The 16,851-nt window shown below is 71.3% G+C and carries 16 protein-coding genes and 1 pseudogene; 13 read left to right on the top strand and 4 right to left on the bottom strand.

What is annotated here, in order from left to right:
- Nucleotides 1-39: 39 nt before the first annotated feature.
- The 3 genes from ABTZ58_RS04735 to ABTZ58_RS04745 all read right to left on the bottom strand — a co-directional run bounded on the left by ABTZ58_RS04735 (nt 40) and on the right by ABTZ58_RS04745 (nt 2,766).
- Nucleotides 40-360, bottom strand: a complete 321-nt coding sequence (locus tag ABTZ58_RS04735) for a hypothetical protein (RefSeq protein WP_351350418.1) — start codon at nt 358-360, stop codon at nt 40-42.
- A gap of 63 nt (nt 361-423) precedes the next feature.
- Nucleotides 424-2,508 (bottom strand): 4-alpha-glucanotransferase, encoded by a 2,085-nt coding sequence (malQ, locus tag ABTZ58_RS04740; RefSeq protein WP_351350420.1) that lies wholly within the window; start codon nt 2,506-2,508, stop codon nt 424-426.
- Entirely contained in the window at nt 2,509-2,766 is a 258-nt protein-coding gene (locus ABTZ58_RS04745) for a hypothetical protein (protein ID WP_351350422.1), read from the bottom strand. It lies immediately after the preceding gene.
- Between the two features lie 223 nt (nt 2,767-2,989).
- Here ABTZ58_RS04745 and ABTZ58_RS40100 point away from each other — a divergent pair.
- The 6 genes and pseudogenes from ABTZ58_RS40100 to ABTZ58_RS04770 all read left to right on the top strand — a co-directional run.
- Nucleotides 2,990-3,817 (top strand): annotated as a pseudogene (locus ABTZ58_RS40100) (glycoside hydrolase family 20 zincin-like fold domain-containing protein); the annotation flags it as partial.
- A gap of 28 nt (nt 3,818-3,845) precedes the next feature.
- Nucleotides 3,846-4,526, top strand: a complete 681-nt coding sequence (locus ABTZ58_RS40105; protein ID WP_502996007.1) for a discoidin domain-containing protein — start codon at nt 3,846-3,848, stop codon at nt 4,524-4,526.
- A 254-nt stretch (nt 4,527-4,780) separates the two neighbouring features.
- Entirely contained in the window at nt 4,781-5,200 is a 420-nt protein-coding gene (locus ABTZ58_RS04755; protein WP_351350424.1) for a hypothetical protein, read from the top strand.
- A 69-nt stretch (nt 5,201-5,269) separates the two neighbouring features.
- Entirely contained in the window at nt 5,270-6,550 is a 1,281-nt protein-coding gene (locus ABTZ58_RS04760) for a hypothetical protein (RefSeq protein WP_351350426.1), read from the top strand.
- Entirely contained in the window at nt 6,505-7,125 is a 621-nt protein-coding gene (locus ABTZ58_RS04765; RefSeq protein WP_351350428.1) for a hypothetical protein, read from the top strand. The genes ABTZ58_RS04760 and ABTZ58_RS04765 overlap by 46 nt, the downstream gene beginning before the upstream one ends.
- A complete protein-coding gene (locus tag ABTZ58_RS04770) occupies nt 7,122-7,865 on the top strand; it encodes an ATP-binding cassette domain-containing protein (protein WP_351350430.1) in 744 nt (247 codons plus the stop codon). The genes ABTZ58_RS04765 and ABTZ58_RS04770 overlap by 4 nt, the downstream gene beginning before the upstream one ends.
- Before the next feature lie 70 nt (nt 7,866-7,935).
- Here ABTZ58_RS04770 and ABTZ58_RS04775 read toward each other — a convergent pair whose 3' ends face one another.
- Nucleotides 7,936-8,472 carry an HNH endonuclease gene (locus ABTZ58_RS04775; protein ID WP_351350432.1) on the bottom strand — a complete coding sequence of 179 codons (537 nt, stop codon included), beginning with the start codon at nt 8,470-8,472 and terminating at the stop codon, nt 7,936-7,938.
- Between the two features lie 312 nt (nt 8,473-8,784).
- Here ABTZ58_RS04775 and ABTZ58_RS04780 point away from each other — a divergent pair, with 312 nt between their 5' ends.
- The 7 genes from ABTZ58_RS04780 to ABTZ58_RS04810 all read left to right on the top strand — a co-directional run bounded on the left by ABTZ58_RS04780 (nt 8,785) and on the right by ABTZ58_RS04810 (nt 16,760).
- Nucleotides 8,785-9,894, top strand: a complete 1,110-nt coding sequence (locus ABTZ58_RS04780; protein ID WP_351350433.1) for a mechanosensitive ion channel family protein — start codon at nt 8,785-8,787, stop codon at nt 9,892-9,894.
- A gap of 203 nt (nt 9,895-10,097) precedes the next feature.
- Nucleotides 10,098-11,309: an ROK family transcriptional regulator gene (locus ABTZ58_RS04785; protein WP_351350435.1), complete on the top strand. Its 1,212-nt coding sequence runs from the start codon at nt 10,098-10,100 to the stop codon at nt 11,307-11,309.
- A gap of 55 nt (nt 11,310-11,364) precedes the next feature.
- Entirely contained in the window at nt 11,365-12,687 is a 1,323-nt protein-coding gene (locus tag ABTZ58_RS04790) for an ABC transporter substrate-binding protein (protein WP_351350437.1), read from the top strand.
- A 3-nt stretch (nt 12,688-12,690) separates the two neighbouring features.
- On the top strand, nt 12,691-13,635 hold the full coding sequence (locus ABTZ58_RS04795) for a carbohydrate ABC transporter permease (RefSeq protein ID WP_351350439.1): 945 nt from the start codon (nt 12,691-12,693) through the stop codon (nt 13,633-13,635).
- Nucleotides 13,632-14,528, top strand: a complete 897-nt coding sequence (locus ABTZ58_RS04800; RefSeq protein WP_351350441.1) for a carbohydrate ABC transporter permease — start codon at nt 13,632-13,634, stop codon at nt 14,526-14,528. Before ABTZ58_RS04795 ends, ABTZ58_RS04800 begins: the two co-directional genes overlap by 4 nt.
- Before the next feature lie 4 nt (nt 14,529-14,532).
- Complete coding sequence (locus ABTZ58_RS04805) at nt 14,533-15,798, top strand: 6-phospho-beta-glucosidase (RefSeq protein WP_351350443.1); 1,266 nt, start codon at nt 14,533-14,535, stop codon at nt 15,796-15,798.
- A complete protein-coding gene (locus ABTZ58_RS04810) occupies nt 15,789-16,760 on the top strand; it encodes an N-acetylglucosamine kinase (protein ID WP_351350445.1) in 972 nt (323 codons plus the stop codon). The genes ABTZ58_RS04805 and ABTZ58_RS04810 overlap by 10 nt, the downstream gene beginning before the upstream one ends.
- The last annotated feature ends 91 nt before the right edge of the window (nt 16,761-16,851 follow it).

Here is a 16,851-nt window from a genome sequence, read left to right on the forward strand (position 1 = left end):
GTTCTGGAAGCAGTGCGCCGGTGTCTTCGGTGTCCTCGCCTACTCCCTGGTCGTCTCCGCGGTCCTCGCCTTCCTCCTCGACAAGACGATCGGGAAGTCGGCCTTGGTGGTGATGTTGGAACTCGTCGGGTCCTTCTTCTTGTGCGACTTGTCGCCGACCATCACCAGTCCGGCGATGACCAGGTACAGCACGATCGGGGCCACGACGAACAGACCCAGCGTCTCGATGACGCTCAGGCCCGTGCCGGGGTCGTCACCGTCGTCGCGCGTGAGCGCGGAGGCGGGGGACGACATGAGCAGCATCATCAGCGTCGTTCCGGCTGCCAGGGCGCCGGCGCGCAGGGCGTTCTTCTTGTCCACGGTGTCAAAGTATCCAACGCCCCCCGGGCCCGCGCGCCCGGGGGTGCCGTAAGAGGCCCGGCGTCAGGGTCCGGCCTCCCCGAGCACCTCCATCAGCGCGCGCAGCCGCGGCGAGGCAGCCAGCTCCTCCAGCGTCACCGGGCGCCCCTCGGCGTCCGCGACCGGCAGGCGCCAGTTCGGGTACTGGTCCCACGTCCCCGGGAGGTTCTGCGGGCGGCGGTCGCCCACCCCGTCCGGGAGCCAGACGCCGACCATGCGGGCCGGGGTGCGCAGCAGGAAGCGGTGCACGGCCTGGATCCCGGCCTCCTCCGAGGAGGTGTCGGTGCCGCCGCCGGTGCCGTGCAGCAGGCCGAGTTCGGACAGCAGGGACAGCCACTCCGCCGTGTCGGCGGCCGCCTCGGCGCGCTCCTCGGCGAGCGGGCGGGTCAGCAGTCCGAGGCTGTCGCGGAGCTCCACGTGCTCGCCGGTCAGGCGGGCCGCGGTGGAGGGCAGGTCGTGGGTGGTGGCGGTGGCCAGGCAGTCCGCGCGCCAGCTCTCCGGGGGCAGGGGGCGGCCGTCGCCCTCCCAGTCGCGTTCGAACCACAGCACGGACGTACCGAGCACCCCGCGCTCGCGCAGCGCCTCGCGCACCCCGGGCTCGACGGTGCCGAGGTCCTCGCCGATCACCAGCGCCCCGGCCCGGGATGCCTCCAGGACCAGCACCGCGAGCATGGCCTCGGCGTCGTAGCGGACGTAGGTGCCCTCGGTGGGCGGGTGGCCCTGGGGGACCCACCACAGGCGGAACAGGCCCATGACGTGGTCGATGCGCAGGGCCCCGGCGTAGCGGAACAGGGCGCGCAGCAGCTCGCGGAAGGGGGCGTAGCCGGAGTCGGCCAGCCGGTCGGGCCGCCAGGGCGGCAGGCCCCAGTCCTGACCGCGGGCGTTGAAGGCGTCCGGCGGGGCGCCGACGGACATGCCGGCGGCGAAGTGGTCCTGCTGCGCCCAGGCGTCGGCCCCCGCCGGGTGCACGCCGACCGCCAGGTCGTGCACGATCCCGACGGGCATGCCCGCCTCCCGGGCGGCGCGCTGCGCGGCGGTGAGCTGGGTGTCGGTGAGCCAGGCGAGCCGGGAGAAGAAGTCGACCCGGTCCATCAGGCCGTTGCGGGCGCGGGCCGTCTCGGCCGAGCGCGGGTCGCGCAGGCCGGTGGGCCAGCGGTGCCAGTCCGAGCCGTGCACCTCGGCGAGGGCGCACCAGGTGGCGTGGTCCTCCAGGGCCTGGCCCTGCTCGGCGAGGAAGTCGCAGTAGGCGGCGCGCCTGCCGGGGCCGAGGGGGACGTCGCAGAGCAGTTCGAGCGCCTCGCGCTTGAGCTCCCAGACGGCGTCCCGGTCGATCAGGGCGCCCTTGTGCAGCACCGCCTCGCGCAGCCGGGCCGCCCGCTCCAGCAGCGCGCGCAGCCGGTCGGGGTCCTCGACGTGGGCGGCCTCGGGGACGTCCTCGATCCGCAGGTGGACCGGGTCGGGGAAGCGGCGGGAGGAGGGGCGGTACGGGGAGGGGTCGGTGGGGTCGCCCGGCACGGCCGCGTGCAGCGGGTTGACCTGGACGAAGCCGGCACCGAGCGACCGCCCGGCCCAGCCGGCCAGTTCGGCGAGGTCGCCGAGGTCGCCCATGCCCCAGGACCGGCTGGAGAGCAGGGAGTACAGCTGGACGAGGAGTCCGTACGAGCGGCCGGAGGCGGCGGGCAGGCGCTCCGGCGCGACGATCAGGTGGGCGTGGGCCGTGCGGCCGTCGGGGGCCGTGGCGGTCAGCCGGTGAACGCCATGCGGCAGTTGCCCGGCCGAGGCGCGGGTCTCGCCCTGCTCGGTCTCGACGCGCAGCCGGGTCCCCTCGGGGAGGGCGGCCAGGGCGGCCGGGGGGGTCGCGCCCCAGGCGACGACGGTCGGCGGCAGCAGCCGCGCGGCCAGTTCCCGCTCCCGGGCCGCGAGCGCGGCGCGGACGGCGCCGGGCGTGCTCGCGTCCACGCCGAGCGCGGCCAGGACGAGGGTGACCGCGGTGGCCGAGGTCTCGACCGTGCGGTCCGGGGAGGGGCTGTAGGAAGGGGCCACGCCGTGCAGGGCGGCGAGGCGGGACAGGTCCTCGGAGAGCGGTTCGGCCGCCCGGGGAGCGGTCATCTAGAGCCTCGTGAGGTCCGGGACGAAGGCGGGGGGCTCGCTGGTCAGGGGGGCGGCTTCGGCGAGCGGCGGCTCGCTGGTGAGGGGCTCGGCGTCGGGCAGCGGCGGCTCGCTGGTCAGCGGCGGCTCGGTGCAGGCGCTCTCGGAGCTGAAGACGCAGTACCGCGGGTCGTGGTGGGGGTCGTCGAGGTCGGCGGACGGGTCGTCCGCCACGGGTTTGGACGGGGCCGGGAGCGGGAGGAACGTCATCGCAGCCACGGGGGCTCCTTTTTCGGGTACGGCTTGCGGGTTATCGCAGCCCTACCCAGTCGGCGCGCGGGCAGACGCCCTTCGCCGAACATCGTGCTCCTGCTCACATTCCACTCCCCTCCACTCCTTCCATACTCCGGGCAGAAGCCGTCACATCGGCCACTCTCGTTGACACCCTCGCCGGGACGGTGGTGGGCTCGTTCCGCTGGTCGAACACACCTGGAGGGGGCCTGTGGGACTGCGGCACGGGAAGCGGGTGGCGGCCCTCGCGGTCGCCGTCGTGGCCGGAAGCCTCGGGGCCGTGCCCGCCGCGGTGGCGGCCCCGTCCCCGCCCGGCACGGCCGCGTCCCCGCCCGGCCCGGCCGCGGCGCCGGCCCTCGGCGTCACCGACGCGGGCCCGTCCGTCTGGCCGCGTCCGCAGTCCCTGCGCCGCAACGGCGCCCCCGTCGCCGTGCCGGACCGGGTCGCGCTGCTGTCCGATGCACACGCCGATCCGTACGCCCTCGACGCACTGCGTGCGCTCCTGCGGCACGCCGGGGCACGCCGGATCACCGGCACCGCCGAACCGGGCGCCCTGGTGGTGCGCGCGCGGACGCAACCCGCCCGCCCGGGCGACCGGCACGCCCTGCCCTCCGGCGGCTACGAGCTGTCGGTGGGCGGGAACGGCGTCTCCCTCACCGGCACCGGCGCGGACGGCCTGTTCCACGCCGTGCAGACGCTGCGGCAACTGCTGCGCGCGGACGGCACGATCGCGGCGGCCGTCGTGCGCGACTGGCCCGGCACCGCCGTCCGCGGGGTCACCGAGGGCTTCTACGGCACCGCGTGGACGCACCGGCAGCGCCTGGCGCAGCTCGACTTCCTGGGGCGCACCAAGCAGAACCGCTACCTGTACGCCCCGGGCGACGACCCGTACCGGCAGGCCCGCTGGCGTGAGCCGAACCCGGCGGCGCAGCGGGCGGCGTTCCGGGAGCTGGCCGAGCGGGCGCGCCGCAACCACGTCACGCCGGGCTGGGCGGTGGCCCCGGGCCAGGCGATGTGCTTCTCCTCCGACGACGACCTCCCTGGGCCTGGACCGGGACCGCGCGGACGTGGAGACCGGTCGCACCGAGCGGCTGACGGCGCGGCTGGACTCCCCGCGGCCCGCCGGCACGCGCGGCAGGCTCACGGTCGAGGCACCGCCGGGCGTGCGGGTGCGGGTGCCGCGCGCCGAGTGGGTCGTACCGCGCGGCACGACCGTCGAGGTGCCGGTCGAGGTGACCGTGGAGCGCGGCGCCCCGACGCGGTCCTACGACGTCCGGCTGCGTTTCGCGGGAGCCGCCCGCACCCTCACCGTCCGGGCGTTCCCGCCCACCGGCGGACCCGACCTGGCCCGCACCGCGACGGCCCGCTCCTCGGCCGACGAGACGCCCGACTTCCCCGCGTCGGCGGCGAACGACGGCGCCCCGGGCACCCGCTGGTCGTCCCCGGCCGACGACGGCGCCTGGTGGCAGGCCGAGCTGCCCCGCCCGGCGCGGCTCGGGCGGCTCGTGCTCCGCTGGCAGGACGCCCACCCCTCCGCCTACCGCGTCCAGGTCTCGCCGGACGGCCGCCGCTGGCGGACGGCGGCCATGGTGCGCGACAGCCGGGGCGGCCGCGAGAGCGTCCGCATGGACGAACGGGACGTGCGCTTCGTCCGCGTGCAGGGCGAGAAGCGGGCCACGCCGTACGGGTACTCACTGTGGTCGGCGGAGGTGTACGCGGTCACTGGTGGGCATCCGCCCGAAGCCTGAGAAGCATCACCGGACATCAAGGTCAATACTGACCACGCCGACATATTGTCCCGACGGGAAAACGAACCCAAACAGGGCACCGAGTGACGGAAATGCAACCATGCAGAGAATATAAAGTTGACGCTCTGTGAACTCCGTCGGTAGAGTTCACCGCAGGTCATACCCCTTGGCCTGCACGGGGGAAAGGGGACGTGGGGGGATAATGTTCTCACAAACACCTGTCCCGTGCTCTACACACGAAGGGACGGGGAAATATGAAGCGCGGCGCGCGTTTTTCCATGGTGATCGGTACGGCAGCGGCGGCGACTCTCGCACTGGCTCCGATAGCCGAGGCCAACTGGAGCAGCTCCATCAGTGGCGCCAGCGTGGGCTTCGAATCTCGGCGCTGGTCGGACGAGCTGTACTCGCAGGTGCTTTTCACCGGCTGCACCACTGACGGCTCGAAGAGCACCGACGTTCAGATGTGGAACGACATCTCGTTCCAGCCTGACGAGGCCTACGACAACAAGACGTTCACCGCTTGCTTCAGCGGCGGCACCAGCAACGGCGAGTGGACCGACCTTCCGTCGGGTATGCGCGACTACTATTTCAAGATTGCGAAGATCGGCGGTTCGACCTTCGGCCCGCAGCTGAGCGTGAGCTCGGTTTCGGTCGACACGACCAAGGCCGACTGACAATCCAGCATTCAGGGGTGCCCCGCCGGGGCACCCCTCTTCGGCCGAAAAGCGGTTCGGTGAGATTCCATGAACTTCAGCACCGCCCTGCGCAGCGGTAGCGTACGGTGGGCTGCTCCCATCGTTCTCCTGTTGACTGCTCTTTACTATCTCTCAGGAGAAAAGGCCCCCCTTTCAAGCTATTACCATTACGCGCCTACCATCGTCGCAGAGCCTCTGATGACTCTTTATGCATTGGCTTATGCGACGGCCGCCGCACTGGCCTGCTGGGAGAGCGGACGTCTCAAGAACGCACGGATTTGGGCACTGGCACCCGCCCGCACCCGCTACCGGATCGCAGCCAATGTCCTAGCCCCGGTGATCATGCTTTCGTGGCTGGTGCTGCTCGTTCCTCCGGCCGTATCGCTGGCCAGGTCGGCGACCATGCCCAGTCTCGACAGTATGCGTCTGCCCCTGGCCGCGATGACGGTGGCCGTCGCGCACGCCGTCATCGGATTCGCCGTCGGCTGCTGGGTTCCCCGCATCATCGCCACACCGATCCTCGCCGTGGCCGACTGGGTCGTCGTCGCCTTCACCAGGGCGGTACTGCCTTACTGGCCTCGCCATGTCTCCGGCCAGTTCGGCAGCATCGGTTTCGGTGAGGTTCCCGAACTCGTCACCGTAGTGGTACCCGTACTGCTGGCTGGGGGCATAGCAGCGGGGTTGATGATCCTTTGGTTGCCCTACGGATGGCGGGTGCTGCGGGTTGCGGTCGCGGTCGCCGTAGCGGCGAGCGGTGCTCTCGGCGCCTACCGCACGGCCGCTGACTGGCCAGCCGCCCCACCGTTGACCACGGGGAACGTCGCCATGGAGTGCGCCGGCAGTTCGCCGCGCATGTGTGTACCGGAGTTCAACGCGCGGCATCTACCCCAGGTCCAGCGTGACACCGCCAACGCCCTGCGGGTGCTTCGCGCCGCAGGGGCGACGTCGGCGAAGCCCCGCCTCATCACCGACGGCTACGTCAACGGCCGTCACCAGAAACCCTCCACGGATACGGTGTGGCGCATGATGCTGACCCGCCCGGTCCCGAGGGGCGATGCCGTGTACCAGGTCGTGGTGCGCGCCTTGCGCTTCCACTGCAAGGAAGTCGACGTCCGCACCGCCCACTCCGTGTGGCTGTGGGCGGCAATGAAGACCGGTCAGGAGAAGGCCTACCAGATGCGCCGGGAACAGGAAGGTCTGAATCCTGCGGGCCGACAAGTCGAAGAGCAGGTCCGGGCCGACGTCGCCCGGGTGCTGGCAAAGCCGCAGACCGAGCAGACCAAGTGGATCAAGCGGACTCTTGCCACCTGCAAGGCCAAGACGTCGTGAGTTGGTGGTTCAAGGCCCGCAAGGGCCACATCCTGCTGCCACTCGCCCTGGTCGTCTTCGCCGTCGCGTTGTTCGCCGTCCAGGACACCACGGTGCTGCTGCCCTCGATCACCGGGAGCCCTCGGGTCGCGCTCTCCCTGTTCGTGCCCGTGCCGCTGCTCGCCCTCTTGATGGCGATGTTGGAGTCTCGGCTCCCCGCGGCGGAGGTCTCCGGAACACGACCCATCACACGGATGGACAATGCCCTCGTCATTGCAGTCATGGGCGCGGCAGTGCTGTGCAGTGCTGTCATCGCCGCCCTGCAGGGCACAGCAGCAGCCACCACCGGGGGACGTAACGCCGTCTTCCTGACCGGCCTGATGCTGCTCGGACGGGCGTGGGCCGGCTCGGCGGCCGTCATGTTCCCCGTGGGATGGCTGGTCACCGTAGCGGTCGTCGGATTCCGCGGAAACATTCCGCGCCCTTGGACCGTCATCGCACTCCCCGCGGACAGTACGTTCGCAGCAGCCGCCTCCCTGGCAGCGTTCGCCATCGGCCTCGCCGCCCAGATCCGCTCGTCGAGGAAAACAGCGTGACACTGGAACTCAGCAACTGTACGTACGGCTATCGGCGCTGGAAGCAGCCGGTTCTACAGGATTTCTCGTACGCCCTGCCGGACGGCCTGACGGTCCTGCTGGGACCCAACGGCGCCGGCAAGTCGACCTTGCTCAGGCTCGCTGCGTCGGTGACCAAGCCACAAAGGGGGCACATCACCCTGTCCGGTGCTCCCGCGGGTACCTCCGCGTACCGGCGGGCAGTGGCCTGGATGCCGCAGGACATCGTCCCCATGCCGACGCTCACGGCGCGCGAGTACGTCGCCTACATCGGCTGGCTCAAGGGCATGCCCCGCGCCGACGCCTGGAAGCAGGCCCGCAGAGCCTTGGCACGGGTGCAACTGACCGACAAGACCGACGCCCGCACGGGCCAGCTCTCCGGCGGCCAGCTGCGGCGCGTGGGCGTCGCCGGAGCTCTCGTGCACGGGGCCAAGTTCCTGTTGCTGGATGAGCCGACCGCTGGTATGGATCCCTACCAGCGCCGCGTGTTCCGCGACATCCTGCGCGGTCTGACCGACGACGTGCGGGTTCTGCTGTCCACCCATGACGTCGCCGACCTGGCGGAAGAAGCGGACCATGTCACTGTTATGTACGGAGGGACGATCCTGCATCATGGGAACACCCGTACGTTTCTGACCCACACCCCGCCCGGAACCGTTGAGGGACGCGCCGCCGAGGCGGCCTACACCGCCCTGCTGAGAAGCCGGGGCGTAGCCGCCTGAGCCCGCGGCCTCCCTGTCGGGGGCGACCGCGGACGGTCCGGACGGCGCCTACACGAAAGCCCGGATCGTCTCAGGCGGAAATGCCGTCGATCCGGGCCAAGGCGTCGTCCGCGCCGTACGGCTGCAAGTACGGCAGCCAGCGCGGGTCCCTATGACCGGTCCCGATGATGCGCCAGGCCAGGCCGGTGGGCGGGGCGGGTTTGTGACGCAGCCGCCAGCCGATCTCGACCAGGTGCCGGTCGGCCTTCACGTGGTTGCAGCGGCGGCAGGACGCCACCACGTTGTCCCAGACGTGCTTGCCCCCGCGGCTGCGCGGGATGACGTGGTCGACGCTGGTTGCGACGCCACCGCAGTACATGCACCGGCCCCCGTCGCGGGCGAACAGCGCCCGGCGGGTGAGCGGAACGGGCCCCCGGTAGGGAACCCGCACGAATCGCTTGAGCCGGACCACGCTGGGTGCGGGGACTGTGACGGACGCGCTGTGCAGATAGGCGCCGGTCTCCTCGAGGCAGACGGCCTTGTTCTCGAGGACGAGGACGAGCGCGCGGCGGAGCGGTACGACGCCTAGCGGCTCGTACGACGCGTTGAGGACCAGGACATGCGGCACGGATGCCTCCTTGGACGCCGGCGGCGCGTGGCTCGCGCCGGGACGATTCGTAGCCAGTCTCCCCTCATGCCTGGTGGAAGCGCCACCATGTCCCCGTAACGGGCTGGGAGTGTTTTCGACCACATCCGAAGGATCCCCCGGAGCATGGCCTGTTCAAGCCCAGGTGAGCCCGGTCTCTCCTTCACACATCCGTCAGAGGCACACACAATGCCCCGTTAGTGTGGTGGTTCTGCCCCTTCGGTGACCCAGCCGTGACCTTGACCCCCCGAACCACCGCACCGGGGCAGACCGCTGCACCTGGAGGTACCTGCCGTGTCCTTGTCCGTTGTGGACGCCGTCCTGTCGGCCGCCGGCCCGTCGCCGTCGCCGTCGCCGACCCCGTCGGATACGCAGTCCCCGAGAGTGCCCTCGCTCCAGGACGCCCAGGAGAGCGCGACGAACGCCGCCGGCTGGGTCGAGCAGAACTGGTCGACCTGGCTCGCGATCGGTCTGCAGGTCCTGCTGGTCCTGGTCATAGCGGCCGTGCTGAGGGTCGCGGTACGGCGGGCGATCACCAAGCTCATCGACCGCATGAGCCGCGCGGCGCAGAGCTCGGACGGGAGCCCGCTGGGCGGCCTTCTGGTCAATGTCGAGCGCCGCCGTCAGCGCTCGCAGGCGATCGGCTCGGTGCTGCGCTCGGTGGCCAGCTTCCTCATCATGGGCACCGCGGCCCTGATGATCCTGTCCGCGTTCAACATCAACCTGGCCCCGCTGCTGGCCTCGGCCGGTGTCGCGGGCGTGGCGATCGGCTTCGGCGCGCGCAACCTGGTCACGGACTTCCTCTCGGGCGTCTTCATGATCCTGGAGGACCAGTACGGCGTCGGCGACACGATCGACGCGGGCGTCGCCTCCGGCGAGGTGATCGAGGTGGGCCTGCGCGTGACCAAGCTGCGCGGCGACGACGGCGAGATCTGGTACGTCCGCAACGGCGAGGTCAAGCGCATCGGCAACCTCTCCCAGGGCTGGGCGACGGCCAACGTCGACGTCACGGTCGCCGCCTCGGAGGACCTGGACAAGGTCAAGGCCACGCTCGACGAGGTCGCCGAGAAGATGGGCGCCGAGGAGCCCTGGAACGAGCTGCTGTGGGGCCCGATCGAGGTCCTCGGCCTGGACAGCGTCCTGCTGGACTCCATGGTCGTGCGGCTGTCGGCCAAGACGATGCCGGGCAAGTCCCTGACCGTGGAGCGCGAGCTGCGCTGGCGCGTGAAGCGGGCCTTCGACGCGGCGGACATCCGGATCGTCGGCGGCGCCACGGCCCCGGTGGAGGAGACGCCCGCCGACCCGACGGCGGGCATGGCCGCGCCGTCGGCGTACGCCAGCACCACCTCGCCGCAGTCCCAGGCGGCGACGCCCCTGACACCACCGCCGAGCGTCACCAAGTAGCGACCAGCGCGGCACGGAGGGCCCCCGGCATCGCCGGGGGCCCTCCGTCGTTCCTGCGCCCCCGGTCATCCGGCCCCTTGACGCGGGCTTCGCGGCACCCTACGGTCCTCGCATCCGATAGGTAAGTTTCCTAACAATGATCGGTGGACTTCCCTCCCCGATCACTGAGAAGCTGAGCAGCCGAAGGGCAGGTGTGGACACGCATGGCAGGATTCGCCGGAACGCCGGGCACCCCGCGCGTCCTGCGCGCCATGAACGACCGGGCCGCCCTGGACCTGCTGCTGGAGCACGGGCCGCTGTCCCGCACGCGGATCGGCAAGCTCACCGGCCTGTCCAAGCCGACCGCCTCGCAGCTGCTGGCCCGCCTGGAGGCGGCGGGCCTGGTCCTGGCCACCGGCACCACCGCGGGCCGCCCGGGGCCGAGCGCCCAGCTCTACGAGGTCAACCCGGCGGCCGGGCACGCCGCCGGACTCGACGTCACCCCCCAGCGGATCCTCGCCGCGGTCGCCGACATCACCGGCCGCACGATCGGCCGCTTCGAACTGCCCACCCCCGGCAGGCGCACCGGCACCCCGGTCGTCCAGCAGGTCACCGACGCCCTGGACGGCGCGGTGAAGGCGGCGGGCCTGGCCCGGGACGACATCCACCGCCTCGTCATCGGCACCCCCGGCGCCTTCGACCCCACCACGGGCCGTCTGCGCTACGCCTCCCACCTGCCCGGCTGGCACTCCCCGACCCTCCTGGACGAGCTCGCCGCCGCCCTGCCGATGCCGTTCGAGTACGAGAACGACGTCAACCTGGTGGCGCTCGCCGAACAGCGCCTGGGCGCGGCCCGGGGTCACGAGGACTTCGTACTGCTGTGGAACGAGGAGGGCCTGGGCGCCGCCCTGGTCCTGGGCGGCCGGCTGCACCGCGGCTGGACCGGCGGCGCCGGCGAGGTCGGCTTCCTGCCGGTGCCCGGCGCACCCCTGGTCCGCCAGGTCACCAAGGCCAACAGCGGCGGCTACCAGGAGCTGGCCGGCTCCCAGGCCGTCCCGCGCCTGGCCCGTGAACTCGGCATCGACGACATCCCCCAGGGCCCGTACGCCGAGGCCGCCGCCCACCTGCTGGCCCGGGCCGCGCAGTCCGGCGACGACGCCCACCGCGCCCTCCTGAGCACCTACGCGACACGCCTCGCCACCGGCCTGGCCTCCCTCGTGTCGGTCCTCGACCCCGAGCTCGTCGTCCTGGGCGGCGCGGCCCTCACCTCGGGCGGCGAGCCGCTGCGCGCCCTCGTCCAGGCCGAGCTGGAGGAACTGGCCGCGTCCCGCCCGCGCCTGGTCGTGGGCGACGTCCGTGAACACCCCGTGCTGCGCGGCGCGCTGGAGAGCGCGCTGACGACGACACGGGACGAGGTCTTCGACACCTCCCGCTGACCCCACCCCCGCCCGCGTCCCCCCTTCCTTCCCCCGCACCTCAGGGAGCTTCGCCATGCCCGGAATGCCCCGAAAAGCGGCCCTCGCCCTCGCCGCCTCCCTCGCCACCGCCTGCACCGGCCGGCCGGACTCCGGCGCGAACGACGACGCCTCCAAGGAGACGACCCTCACCTTCTGGCACGCGTGGAGCGCGCCCTCGGAGGTGAAGGCCGTCAGGGACCTGGTGGCCGGTTTCGAGAAGGCGCACCCCCACATCCGCGTCGACGTCGTCGGCAACATGACGGACGACAAGATCAACCAGGCCCTGCGCGCCGGCGGCGGCAAGGCCCCGGACGTGATCTCGTCGTTCACCACGAACAGCGTCGGCAAGTTCTGCTCATCCGGCGCCCTGGTCGACCTCGACCCGTTTTTCGAGAAGTCGGGCGTCGACCCGGCCAAGACGTTCCCGAAGGCGATGAACGAGTACACCCGGTTCGAGGGCAACCGCTGCGCGGTGCCGTTGCTGGGCGACGCGTACGGCCTCTACTACAACAAGACGGCCTTCGAGAAGGCCGGCGTCACCGCCCCGCCGAAGACCTGGTCGCAGTTCGAGCGGGTCGCGAAGAAGCTGACGATCCATCAGGGGGACACCTTCGAGCAGCTCGGCTTCATGCCGAACTACCACGGCTGGGAGACCACCACCGAGCACTACCTGGGCCAGTTCTCCCCCACGTACTTCGACAAGGACGGCAAGTCGAACGTCGGCAAGGACCCCGCCTTCGAGAAGGCCTTCAGGATGCAGAAGAGGCTGGTCGACACCCTCGGCGGCTACCGCAAGCTGGAGACCTACCGCTCCGGCCTGGGCGACGAATGGGGCCCGAAGCACCCCTTCCACACCGGCCAGGTCGCCATGCAGCTGGACGGCGAGTGGCGCCTGGGCATGGCCCTGGCCACCAAGCCCGAGTTCGAGATAGGCGTGGCCCCGCTGCCCGTCCCCGACGACCAGGCCGACCAGTACGGCAAGGGCTACATCACCGGCACCATCGCCGGCATCGCCGCGACCAGCGAGAAGCAGAACGCGGCCTGGGAGCTGGTGAAGTACATGACCACGGACACGGACGCGGTGGTGAACTTCTCCAACGCGATCCACAACGTACCCTCGACCCTCCAGGCCCTGAAGTCCCCGAAGCTGAAGTACGACCCGCGCTTCAAGACGTTCCTGGAGATCGCCGCGAACCCGAACTCCACGACGGCCCCCGCCTCGGTCAACGGCGGTGTCTACCTCACCACGATCCAGCAGTTCGGCTACGACTACGAGAGCGGCAAGGCCACCGACCTCAAGGCGGGCCTGCGCAGGACGGCCGAGCAGATCGACACGGACATCGCGCAGGCGAAGTAACCCATGAGCACCCTCACGCTGCGCGCCAGACACCGCCGCTCGGCCCTGCGCACCCTGGCGTTCCTGTCCCCCTGGCTGGTCGGCTTCTCGGTCTTCTTCGCCTACCCCCTGGTCTCCACCGTCTACTTCTTCTTCATGCGCTACGACGGCTTCGAGCCGCCGGCGTGGGTGGGCACGAGGAACTGGGCGTACGTCTTCGAGCACTACCCGCTCTTCTGGCCCGCCCTGCGCAACACCCTCTGGCTGGTCGTCGTCACGGTCACGCTCCGGGTCGCCTTCGGCCTGGGCGTGGGCCTGCTGATCACCAGGATCAGGACGGCGACGGGCGTCTTCCGCACCCTGTTCTACCTGCCCTACCTGGCCCCGCCCGTGGCGGCCACGATGGCCTTCGCCTTCCTGCTCAACCCGGGCACGGGCCCCGTCAACTCGATCCTGGAGGGGGCGGGCCTGCCGGCCCCGGGCTGGTTCAGCGACCCGGCCTGGTCCAAACCGGCCCTGACCCTGCTGGCCCTGTGGGGCATCGGCGACCTCATGGTCATCTTCATGGCGGCGCTGCTGGACGTACCGAGGGAGCAGTACGAGGCGGCGGAACTGGACGGCGCCTCCCCCTGGCAGCGCTTCCGCTACGTCACGCTCCCGAACATCTCCCCGATCGTCATGTTCGCGGTGGTCACGGGCGTGATCCAGACGATGCAGTACTACACCCAGCCACTGATCGCCGGGAAGGTCGCCTCGGGCGTGATCCAGGGCGCGGGCACGCAGTTCGAGCCCGGCTACCCGGACAAGTCCACCCTCACCCTCCCCCAACTCGTCTACAACCTGGGCTTCCAGCGCTTCGACTACGGCTCCGCCTGCGTGGTCGCCCTGGTCCTGTTCGCCCTCTCCATGGCCTTCACGGCACTTCTGATGCGCCGCAGGGGCGGCCTGATCCAGGCAGGTGACCGATGACCCAGGTGCTCGACACACCCGTGGACCTGAAGAAGGCACCGCCCACCCCGGCGGAACGCAGCGCCCGCCGCAGGGCCCTGCTGGAATGGATCGCCGTCCACTCCCTCGGCATCGCGGCGGCCCTCTTCTTCACGCTGCCCTTCGTCTTCGTGTTCCTGACCTCCCTCATGAGCGACTCCCAGGCGCTCAGCCGCGACCTGGTCCCGCACACCTGGGAGTGGGGCAACTACGCCAAGGTCTTCGACACCCCCGGCTTCCTCACGTGGTGGCGGAACACCCTGCTCTACGCGGGCCTGGGCACGGTCCTCACGGTCGTCTCCTCGATCCCCGTCGCCTACGCCCTGGCCAAGTTCCGCTTCCGCGGCCGCAACCTCGCCCTGATGCTGGTCATCTCGATGATGATGCTGCCGCCGCAGGTGGTCGTCATCCCGATGTACCTGTTCTGGGCGAAGCAGCTGGACCTCTCCGGCACGCTGTGGCCCCTGATCATCCCCATGGCGTGCGGCGACGCGTTCTCTATCTTCCTGCTGCGCCAGTTCCTCACCACGATCCCCGACGAGTACGTGGACGCGGCCAAGGTGGACGGCTGCGGCGACCTGCGCACGCTGCTCCGGGTCGTTCTCCCGATGGCCCGGCCGGGTATAGCGGCGGTGGCGCTCTTCCAGTTCTTCTACGCGTGGAACGACTACTTCGGCCCGCAGATCTACGCCTCGGAGAACCCGGGCGCCTGGACGCTCTCCTACGGCCTGGAGTCGTTCAAGGGCGCCCACCACACCGACTGGAACCTCACCATGGCCGCCACCGTGCTGGTCATGGCCCCCGTGATCCTCGTGTTCTTCTTCGCCCAGAAGGCGTTCGTCGAGGGTGTCACGCTCACCGGAGTGAAGGGTTAGGCATATGAAACTCACCGTGGTCGGCGGAGGCTCGACCTACACCCCCGAACTCGTGGACGGCTTCGCCCGTCTGAGGGACACCCTGCCCATCGAGGATCTGGTCCTGACCGACCCGGCGCAGGACCGCCTGGACCTCGTCGGCGGCCTCTCCCGCCGCATCCTCACCCGCCAGGGCCACCCCGGCCGCATCACCACCACGACCGACCTCGACGCGGCGGTCGACGGCGCGGACGCGGTCCTGCTGCAACTGCGCGTGGGCGGTCAGGCCGCCCGGCAGCAGGACGAGACCTGGCCCCTGGAATGCGGCTGCGTGGGCCAGGAGACCACCGGCGCCGGCGGACTGGCGAAGGCCCTGCGCACGGTCCCGGTCGTCCTGGACATCGCGGACCGCGTCCGCCGCGCCAACCCGCACGCCTGGATCATCGACTTCACCAACCCCGTCGGCATCGTGACCCGCGCCCTGCTCCAGGCGGGCCACAGGGCGGTCGGCCTGTGCAACGTGGCGATCGGCCTGCAGCGCAAGTTCGCGGCCCTGCTCGCCCTGGAGCCGTCCGAGCTCCACCTGGACCACGTGGGCCTGAACCACCTCACCTGGGAGACGGGCGTACGCCTGGGCGGCCCCGGGGGCGAGGACGTCCTCCCCCGGCTCCTCACGGACCACGGCGCGACGATCGCGGCCGACCTGCGCCTGCCCCGCCCCCTGCTCGACACACTGGGGGTGGTCCCCTCCTACTACCTGCGCTACTTCTACGCCCACGACGAGGTCGTACGGGAACTGCACACCAAGCCCTCCCGGGCGGCCGAAGTGGCCGACATGGAACGGCGTCTGCTGGCGATGTACGCCGACCCGGCCCTGGACGAGAAGCCGGACCTGCTCGCCCAGCGGGGCGGGGCCTACTACTCGGAGGCGGCGGTGGACCTGGCCGCGGCCCTGCTGGGCGGCGGCGGCACGCCGTACCAGGTGGTGAACACCTACAACCAGGGCACGCTCCCGTTCCTCCCCGACGACGCCGTGATCGAGGTCCAGGCAGCCGTCGGCGCCAAGGGCGCGGCCCCACTCCCCGTACACCCCGTCGACCCCCTGTACGCGGGTTTGATGGCCGACGTCACGGCCTATGAGCACCTCGCCCTCGAAGCCGCCCTGCACGGCGGCCGGAACCGCGTCTTCCGCGCCCTGCTCTCGCACCCCCTCATCGCCCAGTACGAGTACGCCGAGACGCTCACCGACCGACTGATCGCACACAACCGGGAGCACCTGGCGTGGGCCTGACCGCACATGTCCTCGCGATCGACGCGGGCAACAGCAAGACGGACGTGGCGATCGTGACGGCGGACGGAGAGGTCCTGGCCACGGCACGCGGGGGCGGCTTCCGCCCGCCGGCCGTGGGGCTGGACACGGCGATGCGGGACCTGGCCGCGCCCGTCACCCAGGCCCTCACCACCGCCGGGCTCACCTCGGTCACCCACGTCTCGGCCTGCCTGGCCAACGCCGACTTCCCCGTGGAGGAGGAGCAACTGGCGAGAGCGCTCCGGGCCCACGGCTGGGCCGAGACCGTGACGGTCCGCAACGACACGTTCGCCATCCTGCGGGCCGGCGTCACCGAACCGCGCGGCGTGGCCGTCGTCTGCGGCGCCGGCATCAACTGCGTCGGCATGCGCCCCGACGGCCGTACGGCCCGCTTCCCCGCGCTCGGCCGCGTCTCGGGCGACTGGGGCGGCGGCTGGGGCCTGTCCGAGGAGGCCCTGTGGCACGCCTCCCGGGCGGAGGACGGCCGCGGCGCCCCCACCGCCCTGACCCGCACCCTCCCCGCCCACTTCGGCCTCGCCTCCGTGTACGCCCTCGTCGAGGCACTGCACCTGGAACACATCCCGGCGCCGCGCCGCCACGAGCTGACACCGGTCCTCTTCGCGACGGCCGCCGCCGGGGACGAGACCGCCCGAGCGCTCGTGCGCCGCCAGGCCGAGGAGGTCGTCGCCATGGCGGTGGTGGCCCTCACCCGCCTCGACCTGCTGTCCGAGGAGACCCCGGTCCTCCTCGGCGGCGGTGTCCTGGCGGCCCGTCACCCTCAACTGGACGACGACATCCGCCACTTGCTCACGGAGCGCGCCCCCAAGGCGGTCCCCCAGGTGGTGACGGCGAGCCCGGTCCTGGGAGCGGCGCTGCTGGGCCTGGACAGCGTGGGCTCCAACGCGCAGGCACAGCAGCGGCTGCGCGGGCACTACGAGGGGTGAACCGGCGCGAAACGCACCCGCACCCGCAGGACGACGGAAGGGGCCACCACCGGCGTCAGGCGAAGACGCGACGCGCCCCACCCCACCCGCA

Source organism: Streptomyces sp. NPDC094143, assembly GCF_040303825.1.
Lineage (GTDB): Bacteria > Actinomycetota > Actinomycetes > Streptomycetales > Streptomycetaceae > Streptomyces.